Here is a 14,908-nt window from a genome sequence, read left to right on the forward strand (position 1 = left end):
CCGCCCGGACCGCACCATGAGCGAACGACCAACCTTCAGCCCGGTGTGGAGCCGCGTGCGGGCGCTCAAGCCCCACCTGCGTTCGCACACCCAGATCACCCGGCAGCACTACCGCGGCCGCCGGTGGCATGTGGTGCACGATCCCGCCAGCAACCAGTTCTACCGCCTCACGCCCATGGCCTACGAGCTGGTGTGCCTGCTCGACGGCCGCCGCACCGTCGAGGACGCCTGGAAGCTGTGCCTCGAGACCCACGGCGACGAGGCGCCCACCCAGGTCGAGGCCGTCGAGCTCATCGGCCAGCTCTACAACGCCAACCTGCTGGCCGTCGACGACACGCCCGAGACCGAGCAGCTGCTCAGCCGCTCGCGGAAGCGCAAGGAGCGCAAGGCCATCCAGCAGGCCATGGGCATCATGTACTTCCGCGTCCGGCTGTTCAATCCGGACGGCATCTTCGAGGCCCTCGAGCCCATCGTCCGCCCGCTGATCACCCGCTGGGGCCTGATCGCCTGGATCGTGCTGCTCGGCTCGGCCCTGATCGCGCTCGCCAGCGAGTTCGATGCGCTCTTCGCCTCGGAGCGCTTCCAGGGCGCCATCGCCCCGGCCAATTGGCCCTGGCTGATCGTCATCTTCGTCATCAGCAAGATCATCCACGAGAGCGGCCACGGGCTGGTCTGCAAGCGCTTCGGCGGCCAGGTCCCCGAGATCGGCATCATGATGCTGGTGCTGTTCCCCGCGCCCTACGTCGATGCGTCGAGCTGCTGGGCCTTCCCCAGCAAGTGGCAGCGGGTCGCCGTCGCCGCCGCCGGCATGCTCTTCGAGCTGGCCACCGCGGCCCTCGCCGCCTTCGTCTGGCTCGCGACGCTCGATAGCGGCGGCCTGTTCAACCAGCTGGCCTACAGCACCATGCTCACGGCGAGCATCACAACGCTGCTGTTCAACGCCAACCCGCTGATGCGCTTCGACGGCTACTACATCCTCAGCGACTTGATGGAGGCGCCCAACCTGATGCAGCGGGCCCAGGGCCTCATCAAGTACCACTTCCAGAAGCTGCTGTACTTCAACAAGCGGGCCAAGCCCCCCACCATCCAGCCCGGCGAGGGACCGCTGCTGTTCGTCTACGGCTGGGCGGCGCTGGCCTATCGCGTCTTCCTGTTCTTCTCGATCACGCTCTTCGTCATGGGCCAGCTCTTCGGCATCGGGCTGGTGCTCGCCATCTGGACCGCCGCCGCGTGGTTCCTGATCCCCACGGGCAAGTGGGTCCACTGGCTGGCGACGCACCCGCACCTGGCCGAGCACCGCACGCGGGCGGTGCTCACGAGCATCCTGGCGGTGGCCTTCGGGGCCATCGTGCTCGGGGCGATCCCCGTGCCCGACCACCGCCGCACCGACGCGGTCGTCGAGAGCATGCAGCAGACCGGCGTCTTCGCGGGCGCCGACGGCTTCGTCGTCGACGTGCCGGCCGAGCCGGGCACCCGCGTGGCGGAGGGCGACGTCCTGGTTGTCTGCGAGAACCCCGAGCTGGTCGCGCAGCTCGCGCAGGCCCGGAGCCGGGCCGCCGAGCTGGAGGCCCGCTTCCGCCTGGCGATGTCCGAGCAGATGCCCATCAACGACCTGATGACCCAGCGCCGCCGGGCGCTGGCCGAGCGGCTCGCCTTCCTGCAGGATCGCGTCGATGCACTGACCATCCGCGCACCGCACGCGGGCTACGTCGCCGACGATCCGGGCCGCCACGCCGGGGCCTTCGTCCGCATCGGCGAGCCGATCTGCACCGTCGTCGAGAGCGAGGACATCCAGGTGGTGGCCTCGCTGGACCAGGGCGAGGCCGACTGGCTGCAGCTCCTGGCCTTCGAGGAGGACTTCACCGCCAAGATCCGCCGGCGGACCGAGCCAGGCCAGAGCCATCCGGTGGTCGCCGTCCGCCGCCGCGCCGCCGGCGACCGCACGCTCCCCCACCCGGCGCTGGCCGACGTCGGCGGCGGCCAGGTGCTCACCGATCGCCAGCAGCAGGGCGCCCCCACGGCCAAGCGCGCCCGCTTCGTCGTCGAGATGGACGCGACCTTCGAGCCGGGCCAGTCGAGGTCGGCCCCGATGCCCGGCGAGCGGGTGGTCGTGCTCTTCACGCTGCCGTCGCGACCGCTGGCGAGCCAGTGGATTGATCGCCTCCGCCGGCTGGTCCAGGGGCGCATCGACCTGTGAGCGCCGCCGCTCCATCGCCCGCCGGCGTCTCGCCGCTCACGCGGTACGAGGTGCTCTACCAGGCGCTCCGCGCACGACGCCGGCGGCCGCCGAGCTACTCGGCCCTGGACAAGATCGCCGTCGCGGCGGGCGCCAAGGCCGAACTGCTCCGCGTCTCCCGCCGCTACCTGCTGGCCGAGGCCGAGCAGATCGACGCGCTGCGGCCCACCATCGCCGACCTGGGCGAAGGCCCGCTCGACGACGCCATCCGCACGGCGCGGGAGGCCTTCGTGCGGGGCAGGGCGGACCGCGAACAGGTCCGCCACGCCTTCGCGCTGCTCCGCGAGGTCGCCCGCCGCCAGACCGGCGAGGAGCCCTTCGTCGTACAGCTCGCCGGCGCGCTGGGCATGTACCATGGCCGCGTCGTCGAGATGGCGACCGGCGAGGGCAAGACGCTCACCGGCTCGATCGCCGCCCCGCTCATTGCCTGGTCCCGCAAGCGGCTGCACGTGCTCACGGTCAACGACTACCTCGCCGCTCGGGACGCCGAGTCCCGCCGGCCGATCTACGAGCGGTGCGGCTTGCGGGTCGGCGCCATCACCCAGGAGATGACCCCCGCCGAGCGCGCGGGCATGTACGCCCGGCACATCGTCTACGGCACGCCCAAGCAGATCACCGCCGACTGGCTCCGCGACCAGCTGCGGCTCGGCCGGCTCAAGACGCCGTGGGTCGGCCGCCAGGCGCTCGCGCGGCTGGGTGACCGCGCCGAAGCCGGCGGCCTGGCGCCGCTCGTCCCCGGGCTGCACGCCGCCCTCGTCGACGAGGCCGACGCCGTGCTCATCGACGAGGGAGTCGTCCCCCTGATCATCGCCCAGCCCCGCACGCAGGACGACATGGGCCCCGTCTACCGCACCGCCTCGCAGCTGGCCGCCCAGCTCGACGAGGGACCCGACTACTCGATCGACCACGTCCGCCGCAAGGCCGAGCTCAAACGCCGGGGCCGCGAGCGGCTCAAGGACCTCTTCGCCGAGCAGGACGAGGCCATCTGGCGGGCGCAGCGGCGGGCCGAGGAGCTCATCCGCCAGGCACTCGTCGCCCGGCATTGCTACCTGCGCGGGCACCACTACCAGATCGTCGACGGCCGCGTGGTCATCGTCGACGAGTACACCGGCCGCTTCCTGGCCGACCGCTCGTGGGAGCACGGCCTGCACCAGTCGGTCGAGGCCAAGGAGGACGTCGAGGTCACCGCCGACCGCGAGACGCTCGCCCGCGTCAGCTTCCAGCGATTCTTCCGCAGCTACCGCTTCCTGGCGGGCATGACGGGCACCGCGGCCGACGCGCGGAGCGAGATCGAGACGGTCTACGCCCGGCCGGTCGTCGTCATCCCGACCAACAAGCCGGTGATCCGCGAGCGGATGCCCAGCCGCATCTTCCGCTCCAACGCCGCCAAGACCGCCGCCATCGTCGACTCGATCGTCGCCCAGCACGCCCAGGGCCGACCGGTGCTCGTGGGCACGCGGTCCATCGAGGCCTCCGAGCGGCTGGCCGAGCGGCTCGAGGCCCGCGGGCTGCCCCACCGCGTGCTCAACGCCAACTTCGACGAGACCGAGGCCGACATGATCGCCGACGCCGGCCGCAGCGGCGCCATCACCGTCGCCACCAACATGGCCGGCCGCGGCACCGACATCGTGCTCGACCGGCAGGCCCGCGACGCCGGCGGGCTGCACGTGCTGCTGTCCGAGGTCCACGCCGCCACCCGGATCGACCGCCAGTTCATCGGACGCAGCGGCCGGCAGGGCGACCCGGGGTCGGCCCAGGTCTTCGCGAGCCTCGAGGACGAGGTGCTCATCCACGAGTGCCCGGGCTGGGTCGCATCCATCCGCCGCCGCACGACCCGGGAGGAGATCTCCCACTCGCGGCTCGCCCGCTTCGTCCTGGGCCTCGCCCAGCGAAGGGCCGAGCGCCGAGCCCGCATCAACCGCGGCCAGGTGATGCGGCAGGACGACTGGATCGACAAGCACCTGCCCGGCGCGTAGCGGCATCCATCCATACCGTTTCGAGTTCCGCCGTGAGCCGCGGGCGCAACCATCGCTCCTGCGGATCGGAGGCCGCCCATGGACACGCCCATCTTCCCGCCGCTGCCCAGCGACGCCTTCGTCCGCAAGGCGGTCATGAACGGCGTCGTCGACGGCGACACCATCGACGTGCAGATCGACGTCGGCTGGTCGCTGCACATGAACGAGCGCCTGCGCCTCGAATCGGTCAACACCCCCGAGACCAGGGGCGACGAACGCGAGGCGGGGCTCTTCGTCAAGGCTTGGCTCGAGGCCGAACTGCCCACCGAGACGCCGCTGGTCATCGCCTCGACGGTCTACGACCGCACGGGTCGGGTCCGGGGCAAGTTCGGCCGCACGGTCGCCATCGTGTATCGCGCCACCGACGGCTGGTGCCTCAACGAGCAGCTTCTGACGCTGAAGCTCGCGTGGCCGACGGACGACTCGGGTTCGATCATCGGCGAGCGATCGATGTCGCTGCTCACCGGCGTTCCCGAGGAACTACGAACGCCCGCGTGATCGGGCGATCTTGCGGCACCCATCATTCGACGAGAAGCAGAATGGGTTCGACGAGAAGCAGAGTGGCAACAACAACGCCCGGCGATGAGCCGGGCGCTGCGGGGTTGACAGGGTTGTCTGTCGCGACCGGGATTAGCGGCGACGACGGATGGCGGCCAGGCCGCCCATGCCGAGCAGGGCCAGCGACGCCGGCGCCGGGACGGCGGTGATCTGGACGTCGTCGATGTACCAGCCAACGCGCTCGACGACGGTGGTCGAGACGAAGTTGAAGGTGATCTCGACGTCGCTCAGGCCGGCGTAGGCATCGAGGTTGATGTTCACCTCGCGCCAGTCGCCCGTCGGGCCGCCGTCGGCTAGCAGGACCTCGTCGCCGTTGACGATGACGCTGGCCATGTCGAAGGTCGACGAACCACTGTCCAGCCACTCCTGGTAGGAGAGGTTGATGTCGGTCAGGCCGGTGAAGTCGAAGGTCTGGCTGAGCTGCTCATCGCTGCCGACGCCGTGCAGGCCGCCGATGACGGTGCCCCACACGAAATCGCCGCTGAAGCCGCCGACGGGCTCGGGGCCGCCGAAGCCGCCGAGAGCCGTGCCGTCCGCTCCGACGGGGATGCCACGCTCCCAGTCGCCGTTCACGCCACTGGCCACGAAGCCGCCACCATCGGCCTCAAAGTCGGAAAAGAAGATCGTCGACTGGGCGGCGGCGGCCGAAGCCACGCCAGCGACGGCAACAACACTCAGAGCAATGCGCATCGTCTCACTCCTCATACGAATGGACGCCGGACGCGTTCCGGCGGTGTCAAGTCTCTCCACCGGCTATGCCGGTCGATTGGCGAGAGCATACCCGAACTCCCTGGGTTCGGAAGCCGATTGTTCGCGAAATTCCACAAAAAAGGGCGGAATCCGTCGACGACGCCCGTATTTGTATTATTTTAGGGTCACGGTAACTCGGTCCGCCTAATCGCCGCGGCGCCGCCACCGGCCAAGAACCGATACCTGGGCAGGGCAAGCAAGGAAACGGGAGCGCCGGGTCAGCCCGCCGAGGGACCCAGCAGGCCCTGCTTCAGGGACCGCTCCAGGAAGTGGATGTCGACCGCGTTCTCGCGGAAGGCCGAGTGCTCCAGCAGCTGCAGGTGCAGCGGCACCACCGTCTTGATGGGCCCCACCTGCAGCTCGCGGAGGGCCCGCACCATGCGGACGATGCAGGCTTCTCGGTCCTCGCCGTGGGCCAGCAGCTTGCCGACCATCGAGTCGTACGTCGGCGGCACGGTGTACCCCGGCACGACGTGGCTGTCGACGCGGACGCCCGGGCCGCCGGGCAGCTCCCAGGTCTCGATCCGGCCCGGGCTGGGCATGAAGTTGCGGGCGGGGTCCTCGGCGTTCAGGCGGCACTCCATGGCGTGGCCCTGCACCGAGACGTCCTTCTGCTTCATGCCCAGCTTCTCGCCCGCCGCCACCAGGATGGACGTCCGGACGATGTCCACGCCCGTAATCAGCTCGGTGACCGGATGCTCGACCTGCACCCGGGTGTTCACCTCGAGCATGTAGAAACTCTGGTCGGCGTCCATAAGGAACTCGACCGTGGCCGCGCCGGCGTACTCGGCGTTGCGGATGAGCCTCGCGGCCGAATCGCACACGCCGGCGACCTTCTTGCGATCGACGCCCGGCGCGGGGGCTTCCTCGATGATCTTCTGGTGGCGGCGCTGCATCGAGCAATCCCGCTCGAAGAGGTGCACCGAGTGGCCGTGCTTGTCGCCCAGCACCTGGACCTCGACGTGGCGGGCGCTCTCGAGGAACTTCTCGATGAAGACCGCGCCGTTGCCGAAGGCGGCCTGGGCCTCCTGCTGGGCCTTCTTGATGTTGGCCCGCAGCGCCGATTCGTTGTGGCAGACCCGCATGCCGCGGCCGCCGCCGCCCGCGGCCGCCTTGATGATGACCGGGTAGCCGATGTCGGCCGCGACCTCGACCGCCTCGTCCTCTTCCTCGATGGCGCCCTCGGAGCCCGGGAACACGGGCACCTTGGCGGCCCGGGCGGCCTTCTTGGCCTCGACCTTGTCGCCCAGCTGCGCCATCGCCTCGGGACTGGGCCCGATGAACTCGATCTTGCACTCGCGGCAGATGGCCGCGAAGTCGGCCCGCTCGGCCAGGAAGCCGTAGCCCGGGTGGATCGCGTCGGCGTCGCTGACCTCGGCCGCGGCGATGATCCGCGGGATGTTGAGGTAGCTGTCCTTGGCCGGCCCCTTACCGATGCAGATCGCCCGGTCGGCCAGCCGCAGGTAGGGCGCGTCCTTGTCGGCCTCGGAGTAGACGCAGACGGCCTCGACGCCCAGCTCTCGGCAGGCCCGGAGGATGCGGAGGGCGATCTCGCCCCGGTTGGCGATCAGGATGCGTCGGAACATCAGGCCGGACGCACCATGAACAGCGGCTGGCCGAACTCCACCGCGTCGCCGCTCTTCACGCATACCCGCTCGACGGTGCCCGAGATCTCGGCCTTGATCTCGTTGAAGACCTTCATGGCCTCGACCAGGCAGACCACCGAATCGGGCGAGACCGCAGCCCCCACCGACGTGAACGTCGGCGAATCGGGATCGGGCGCGGAATAGAAGGTGCCCACCATGGGCGACTCGATGGCCTTGAGGCCGTCGTCGGATGGGGCGGCCGGGGGAGCCTCGCTCGCCGATCCTGCGGGTGCGGCCGTCGCGGGCATAGCCCCGGGCGCCGGCTGGGCCGCCGGATAGACGATCGCACCCCCGGGGCCGCGTTTCAGCGTGATGGACTCGTCCTCGTCACTCAGATCGATCTCGGTGAGCTCGTGCTCGACCATCAGGTCCACGAGCTGGCGGAGCTTCTCGATATCGATCATGGGCGGGCTACTCCACGGCTGGCACGCACGCGACGCACCCGGCCCCGCGTTGCGGCCCGGCTCGCGCGTGCCCGGATGATACCGATCGTCCCCCGCACGGGCGACGCCTCAGGTTTCGCGGTCCAGCAGCCGGTACTGCACCGCCTCGGCCACGTGCTGGACATCGAGCCCGTCGGCGGCCTCCAGGTCGGCCACGGTGCGGGCGACCCGGCGCACCTTGTCGTACGCGCGTGCCGACAGGCCCAGCTCGGCGATGGCCTGCCCCAGCAGCGCCCGAGCCGCTTCGCTCATGGGGGCAAGCTCGTCGAGCTCCCTGCCCCTCAGCCGCGCGTTGGGGCGATCGCCCTGCCGGGCCCGCTGGGCGGACCGAGCCGCGAGCACCCTCTCGCGCATCTCGGCAGATCCGGTGGACGCGACGCCCGTGGCCGACAGCTCCTTCCACGGCACCGCCGGCGCCTCGACGTGGATGTCGATGCGGTCCAGCAAGGGGCCCGAGATCCGCGCCCGGTATCGCTCCGCCGCCCGGGCCCCGCCGGCCTTGGCAGCGCCGCCCGGCGCGGGGTTCATGGCCGCCACGAAGAGGAAATCCGCCGGGAAGCGGACGGTGCCCCGCGACCGCGAGATCGTCACGACCTGGTCCTCGAGCGGCTGGCGGAGCGTCTCGAGGACGGCCCTCGGAAACTCGGGCAGCTCATCCATGAACAGCACGCCGTGGCTCGCCAGCGAGACCTCGCCGGGCCGGGGCACGACCCCGCCGCCCACGATCGACGCCGCCGACGCGGTGTGGTGCGGCGTGCGGACCGGCCGGCTGGTGACCAACCCCCGCCCCGCGGGCAACTCGCCGGCGGCCGAATGCACGCGGGTGGCCTCGATGGCTTCGGCCGGCGACATCCGCGGCAGCACGCCCGGCAGGGCCCGAGCCATCATCGTCTTGCCCGTGCCGGCGGGACCGAGCATCAGCAGGTTGTGCCCCCCGCCGGCGGCGACGACGATCGCCCGCTTGACGGCCTCTTGCCCCCGTACCTCGGCGAAGTCGATCGGGGCGGCCGCCCCACCGAGCAGGGCGTCGAGGTCGGGTGCCGGCAGCGGTTCGAGATCGAGCACGCCGTTGAGCAGCCCGACGACCTCCGCCAGCGTCCGCACCCCGTAGGCACAGGGCCCCGCGACGGCGGCCTCGGCCGCGTTCTCGGCCGGCACGATGGCGGCGTCGAGCCCTTCACGCCTTGCGAGGTCCGCCATCGCGATGACCCCGCGGATGGGCCGCACCCTGCCGTCCAGGGCCAACTCCCCCGCGATCATGCAGCGATGCAACCGCGGCGGGCCCTCGTCGGGACGGGACCCGCGGACCACCCCCGTCGCCCGCAGCAGCGCCACGGCGATGGGCAGGTCGTAGATCGGCCCCTCCTTGCGGACGTGGGCCGGCGCCAGGTTGATCACCAGCCGCCCGCTGGGGAAGGCGTACCCCGCGTTGCCCATGGCCGCCCGCACCCGCTCCATGGACTCGCGGATGGCGGCATCGGGCAGCCCCACGATGGTCTCGCGGGCGAGGGCCGCATCGTCCAGGTCGACCTCGACCTCGCACGGCTCGGCGTCGACGCCCCGCAGCAGGAATGATCGGATATTGGACGGCATCGGCGCAGCGTAGCGGCGACGGACCGGCCCCGGCAAGACCGATCGGATCATGAACAGATGCGGACGCCTGCCGATAAAACCAAAAATTCTTGGCCGGATCGTTGCATTCCGCCTTTTTCGTTGAACGAGCGGCCGGGTCTGTGATATGCTGGAACCGCGTAGGTAGGAGCTGCGCTTCAGGAGAGACGAGATGCACCGCACCCAGATTGCCGCTATCGCCGTGGCCGCCATGTCCGCCACGGCCCTGGCATCGCTCGATACCAACGGCTACGAGATCCGCGTCAGCAACGTGGTCAGCCCCGGCACGCCCAGCACGACCGTCGAGGTCTGGGCCGACTGGGATTCGCCGACGTTCTTCGCCTTCGCCGCCGCCGAGTTCGACCTGAGCGCCGACACGAGCGGCATGTTCAGCGGTCCGGCCTCCGCGTTCAGCGACCCGGGCCAGGAGCCCGGCGATATCGAGGTGGACGGCGTCGAGAACATCGTCGTCGGCCAGCTGCAGTTCCCGCCCGGCGGCCTGTTCGCCGACACCTCGGACCCGATCCTGGTCTGGTCGGCCACGTGGTCGACGACCGACTTCTCGACCCGCTCGGTGCCGCTGGCCACCATCACCGACCAGTACACGCTCTACACCGGCTCGGACGGCAGCAGTTCCGACGTGACCATGACGGTCATTGAGGCCACGGGCGCGATCCGTGTCATCCCAGCGCCGGCCTCGCTGGCGTTGCTGGGCCTCGGCGGCCTCGCCGCCGCACGCCGCCGCCGCTAGGCCGAGGGTACCCCTCGAAGCAGAACCTCCCGAAGCAGCACGTCTTGGATCAGCACCGAGCCCGCCCTCCCGGCGGGCTTTCTCCTGCGCCCATGCCGGCCGGGTCGCCGATTCCGATGAACCGGCGGCGGAAAGCGGCCGATGCCGTAGTGATGGCGTCCGGCGGATCCAAGACCAGGGAGGCGGCGGCCATCGGCACGTCCGCGGCGGCCGAAGAGCCGGCCCGCAGCCTCATCCCCGAGGCGTTCCGGCCCGACGAGCCGGGCAAGGCCACCTTCCAGGCCCGCAACCCCGCCACCGGGTCGCTGCTGCCGACGGTCGCGTGCAGCGCGTCGAGCGATGAGGTCCGGGCGGCAGGCGACGCGGCGTGGGCGGCCTTCCAGGACGCCCTCCGGATGGACGACGAGCAGCGGGCCCTCATGCTCGAGGAGATCGCCAACGCCGTCCGGCTGCTGGGCGACGACCTGACCAAGCTCGCCACCAAGGAGACGGGCTTCAGCGCCGTGCGGATCGTCGCCGAGCGGGAGCGGCTGGTCGCCACGCTCCGGATGTTCGCTGGCCTGGTGCGAGCGAGGCCCTGGAGCGATCCGAGCATCGACACGGCCGAGCCGAGCCGCCGCCCGCTGCCCAAGCCCGATCTGAGGCGGGTCCGCCGGCCTCTGGGGCCGGTCGTCGTCCTGGGGCCGGCCAACCAGCCGCTGACGGCGGGATGCCTCGGGGCTGATGCGGCCTCGGTGCTGGCGGCGGGATGCCCCATCGTCGCGGTGGCCCACCACGAGCACCCGATGACCGACGCGATGATCGCCGGGGCGGCCATCGATGCCTGCCGGCACGCGGGCGCGCCCGAGGGCATGGTGACGCTGCTGCACGCCGCCGAGGACCGCGTCGGCGGCGTGGTCGACGAACTCGTGGAGCACCACGCCATCCGGGGCGTCGCGTTCACGGGCCGGCGGCGCACCGCCGACCGCATCGCCCAGCGGGTCGCGGCGTACGCCCCGGGGGTGCGCCTGCACGCCTCGATCGGCACGATCAATCCGGTCTTCGTGCTGCCGGGGGCGCTCGAATCCAACACCGACGGCGTGGCCGAGCGGCTCTTCCGCGCCTGCACCAACGTGGCCGGCCAGACCTGCACACGGCCGAGCGTGGTGGTCGTACCACGCGGCGCACCGGGCCAGAAGTTCGTCGGCCAGCTCGCCTCGCTGTTCGACCAGCTGCCCGCGTCGCGGATGCGGAGCCTGCGGGTGCGGACCTCATTCCTCGAGGAGCTGGGTCGCTGCCTCGACACGCCGGGCGTGCGGCTGGAGGGGGGCTCGCACTACGCCCAGGAGGCCGAGGCCGACGGCCCGGCGACGGCCCACGGCTGCCTGCTTCGCTGCTCGGCGGGCGTCTTCGCCGACAGCCGCACGCTCCACGACGAGATGTTCGGCCCGGTGCTGCTCGCGGTGGTCGCCGACGACGAGGAGGACCTGCTCGGCGCCGCCGCGAGCGTCGGCGGGGCGCTCACCGCCTCGATGTGGATGTCGTCCTCGGACTCCAAGCTGTGCCACAAGCTGGCGGCCATCCTGGAGCACCGCGCGGGGCGGCTGGTCTTCAACGCATCCCCCACCGGGCTGGAGCTGTGCACCTCGCTGGTGCACGCCGGCCCGTACCCGGCGTCGCTGGGCGAGGGCCGGACGGCCGTCGGCCCCGCCGCCGCCACCCGCTGGCTCCGCGACGTGAGCTACCAGAACGCCCCCGAGGCCCTGCTGCCCCGCGAGCTCCGCACCGCCAACCCGCTGGAGATCCCCCGCATCGTCAACGGCGAGCTGATCGACCCCACGGACGCGGACCGGGACGACGAAGGCGACGCGGGCGAGGCCGCCGGGCCGTCCGGCGACGCGGCCCGAGCGGCCTGATTCGGCCCTCGCAGGGGGCAAGCCGGCAATCTACCGCGCCGGCCGGGGCCGCGCCGATAACGTTCGTTCATGGCCCGAGCGCACGAGGTCGAGGACGACGCGGCACCGATCGCGCGCTGGCTCGCGTGGCTGGTCGCCGCGGCGCTGCTGCTCTTCGTCGCCGCCAGCCTGCTGGGCTTCGACCGGGCCGACGCCCCGGGCTACGCCGTCTGGCCGCCCAACGAGCCCGCCGCCAACTGGATGGGCGGCATCGGGGCGGCGGTCGCCTTCTGGTCGTACCAGGCGCTCGGCGTCGGCGCCTGGGCCTTCCTCGCCGGCCTGTCGGTGCTCATCGTGCTGCACTTCTGCGGCGCCCGCGTCGACCATCCGCTCGTCCGCGGGCTGGGCGCGGTGCTCATCGCGGTTGCGGTCGCCGGCCTGCAGGCGTTGCTGCTGCCCTCGACGGCCCTCCTGCCCGACCTGCCCGGCGGCGTCATCGGCCTGGTTGGTGCGCACGAGCTGCGGGCCCACTTCAACGCTGCGGGCACGGCGCTATGGATGTTGCTGCTAGCGCTCATCGGCGTCGTGATCGCCTACGACCGGTGGCTGCTGCCCGCCGGCATCTGGGCGTGGGACCGTGCGTCGCTCGCGGCCGCCGGCGCCCGCGGCGCCCCGGGCGTGCTCGCGTCGATCGGCGCCTGGTTCGCCGGCCTCGCGGGCGGGCTGAAGCCGGCGCCGCGGTCGCGCGTCCGGGCCAACGACCTCGACGACGACGAGCGGCTGCCCGCCGCCAAGCGCGTGCGCCAGCGGAAGGCCGAGGCCCGAGGCCGCCGTGTCGAGGAGGCTATCGAGGACGACCTCGAGGAGCCCGACGATGAGTTCGAGGAGGACGACGAGTACGAATACGAGTATGAGTACGAAGACGACGAGCCGGAGGAAGAGGAGGACGTGGAACAGGTCGCGGCCCTCGACGACGACGAGGCCCCGGGCGCACCGCAGATCTTCAACGAGGACCGCCTCCGTGAGAAGATCGAGCAGATGCCGGTGCTCTTCGCCCGCGACACCCGCTCGGTCGCAACCGAGGATGACCTACGCGACCTCCAGGGCGTGGAGCTGGAGGGCTACCGCTTCCCGAGCGTCGAACTGCTCGAGGCCCCCGACGAGGGCTTCAACGAGACCCTCGACGAGATGGTCCGTGAGGGAGCCGAGGCCCTCGAGCGCGCCCTGCACCAGTACCGCATAGACGGCGAGGTCGTGGGCATCGAGAGCGGGCCGGTCATCACGCAGTACGACGTGCGGCTGGCGCCGGGCACCAAGGTCAGCAGCCTGAACGCGATCTCCAGCGACATTGCCCGCGCGCTCAAGTCGGTCAACATCCGCGTCGTCGCCAACCAGGCCGGCCGCGACACCGTGGGCATCGAGGTGCCCAACCCGACCAAGGAACGCGTCCGCCTGAAGGAACTCATGGGCATGCCCGAGAAGTTCCAGGGCATGCGGCTGCCGATGTTCCTGGGCAAGGACGCCAGCGGCGAGCCGCTCATCGCCGACCTGACCAAGATGCCCCACGTGCTCATCGCGGGCACGACCGGCAGCGGCAAGTCGGTGTGCATGAACACCATCATCATGTCGTTCCTGTACACCCGCAAGCCCAACGAATTGCGGCTCGTGCTCGTCGACCCCAAGATGGTCGAGATGAGCCAGTTCAAGGACATCCCCCACCTGATGTGCCCGGTGGTGACCGAGATGTCCAAGGCCGCCGCCATCCTGGAGTGGGCCGTCACCAAGATGGACGAGCGCTACGAGCTGCTCGCCGAGGCCGGCTGCCGCGACATCTCGGGCTACAACGAGCTGGACTGGGACGAGATCAAGGACCGCTTCGGCAAGACCACCGACGAAGAGGCCGCCCGCATCCCCCGCAAGCTGCCCTACATGGTCTTCATCATCGACGAGCTGGCCGACCTGATGATGACCAACAAGGAGGTCGAGGGCTCGATCGTCCGCATCGCCCAGAAGGCCCGCGCGGTGGGCATCCACCTCATCCTGGCGACGCAGCGGCCGCAGGCCAACGTCGTCACGGGCCTGATCAAGGGCAACATGCCCTGCCGCATCTCCTTCAAGGTCGCCAGCGGTCTCGACAGCCGCATCATCCTCGACCAGAAGGGCGGCGAGCTGCTGCTGGGCCAGGGCGACATGCTGTTCCTCTCGCCCAGCAGCCACAAGCTGATCCGCTCGCAGGGCACGCTGGTGGACGACTTCGAGATCCGCCGCGTCGTCAAGTTCGTCAAGGAGGTTGCCGGCCCAACCTTCGAGCGGCAGATCATGCAGCTGGGCCAGGCCGACGGCGGGTTGACCGACGACGACCGCCTGCTCGCCAGCGCCAACAACAACTCCGCCAGCCTGCGTCGCGCACTCAGGGACCCGCTGTTCGATCGGGCCGTCGAGATCGTCCTGGAGTCACGCCGCGGCAGCGTGAGCCTGCTGCAGCGCCGCCTCGCGATCGGCTACACCCGCGCCAGCCGCCTCGTGGACCTCATGGGCATCGCCGGCATCATCAGCGACCACAAGGGCAGCGTCGCCCGCGACGTGCTCGTGACGCCCGAGGAATGGGTCGCCATGAAAGAACTCGCCGCCCGCGACGCCGGCGCCGACGACGAGCCTGACGAGCCCTTCCCGGAGGACCTCGAGGACGAACTCGAGCCGGCCGCCACGGACGATGGGGTGCTCGAAGACGAGATTCTCGACGAGGACGCGGAAGAGGACGAGGCCGAAGGGGCCGGCGACGAACTAGTCGACGAGGCGTCCGGGGACGAGGAACTCGAGGGCGAAGAGGACGACGAAGAGCTCGAGGATGAGGAAGCCGAGGACGAGCTCGACGAGGACGAGGAGTTCGACGAAGAAGAGGAATACGAGGACGAGGAGCTAGAGGACGAAGAACTCGAAGACGTAGAACTCGAAGACGAGGACGACGAGGCCGAGGAACCTCCCTTCGAGCCCGATCCGCCGCGGGCGCAGCGGGCCTAGCCG

At 70.8% G+C, this 14,908-nt stretch carries 10 protein-coding genes; 6 read left to right on the forward strand and 4 right to left on the reverse strand.

Going from position 1 to position 14,908, the window contains the following annotated elements; genetic code table 11:
• Positions 1-16: 16 nt before the first annotated feature.
• From AAFX79_11610 to AAFX79_11620, 3 genes are all read left to right on the forward strand, one after another.
• Entirely contained in the window at positions 17-2,197 is a 2,181-nt protein-coding gene (locus AAFX79_11610) for a site-2 protease family protein (protein MEO1009203.1), read from the forward strand.
• The gene (locus tag AAFX79_11615) at positions 2,194-4,212 is read left to right on the forward strand and encodes a hypothetical protein (GenBank protein ID MEO1009204.1); all 2,019 of its coding nucleotides are present in this window, start codon (positions 2,194-2,196) and stop codon (positions 4,210-4,212) included. Before AAFX79_11610 ends, AAFX79_11615 begins: the two co-directional genes overlap by 4 nt.
• A gap of 78 nt (positions 4,213-4,290) precedes the next feature.
• Positions 4,291-4,749, forward strand: coding sequence for a hypothetical protein (locus AAFX79_11620; protein ID MEO1009205.1), 459 nt, complete (start codon positions 4,291-4,293; stop codon positions 4,747-4,749).
• A gap of 132 nt (positions 4,750-4,881) precedes the next feature.
• Here AAFX79_11620 and AAFX79_11625 read toward each other — a convergent pair whose 3' ends face one another.
• The 4 genes from AAFX79_11625 to AAFX79_11640 form a co-directional block, all read right to left on the reverse strand.
• A complete protein-coding gene (locus AAFX79_11625) occupies positions 4,882-5,499 on the reverse strand; it encodes a PEP-CTERM sorting domain-containing protein (GenBank protein ID MEO1009206.1) in 618 nt (205 codons plus the stop codon).
• Positions 5,500-5,777: 278 nt separating this feature from the next.
• On the reverse strand, positions 5,778-7,145 hold the full coding sequence (gene accC, locus AAFX79_11630; GenBank protein ID MEO1009207.1) for an acetyl-CoA carboxylase biotin carboxylase subunit: 1,368 nt from the start codon (positions 7,143-7,145) through the stop codon (positions 5,778-5,780).
• Positions 7,145-7,609 (reverse strand): acetyl-CoA carboxylase biotin carboxyl carrier protein, encoded by a 465-nt coding sequence (gene accB / locus AAFX79_11635; protein MEO1009208.1) that lies wholly within the window; start codon positions 7,607-7,609, stop codon positions 7,145-7,147. The genes accC and accB overlap by 1 nt, the downstream gene beginning before the upstream one ends.
• Positions 7,610-7,717: 108 nt before the next feature.
• Positions 7,718-9,241, reverse strand: a complete 1,524-nt coding sequence (locus AAFX79_11640) for a YifB family Mg chelatase-like AAA ATPase (protein MEO1009209.1) — start codon at positions 9,239-9,241, stop codon at positions 7,718-7,720.
• Between the two features lie 190 nt (positions 9,242-9,431).
• Here AAFX79_11640 and AAFX79_11645 point away from each other — a divergent pair, with 190 nt between their 5' ends.
• From AAFX79_11645 to AAFX79_11655, 3 genes are all read left to right on the forward strand, one after another.
• Positions 9,432-10,010 carry a PEP-CTERM sorting domain-containing protein gene (locus AAFX79_11645; GenBank protein ID MEO1009210.1) on the forward strand — a complete coding sequence of 193 codons (579 nt, stop codon included), beginning with the start codon at positions 9,432-9,434 and terminating at the stop codon, positions 10,008-10,010.
• A gap of 152 nt (positions 10,011-10,162) precedes the next feature.
• On the forward strand, positions 10,163-11,905 hold the full coding sequence (locus tag AAFX79_11650; GenBank protein MEO1009211.1) for an aldehyde dehydrogenase family protein: 1,743 nt from the start codon (positions 10,163-10,165) through the stop codon (positions 11,903-11,905).
• Positions 11,906-11,974: 69 nt separating this feature from the next.
• Entirely contained in the window at positions 11,975-14,905 is a 2,931-nt protein-coding gene (locus tag AAFX79_11655; GenBank protein MEO1009212.1) for a DNA translocase FtsK 4TM domain-containing protein, read from the forward strand.
• Positions 14,906-14,908 lie beyond the last annotated feature (3 nt).

This window comes from Planctomycetota bacterium, assembly GCA_039819165.1.
Classification (GTDB): Bacteria; Planctomycetota; Phycisphaerae; order Phycisphaerales; family UBA1924; genus JAHCJI01.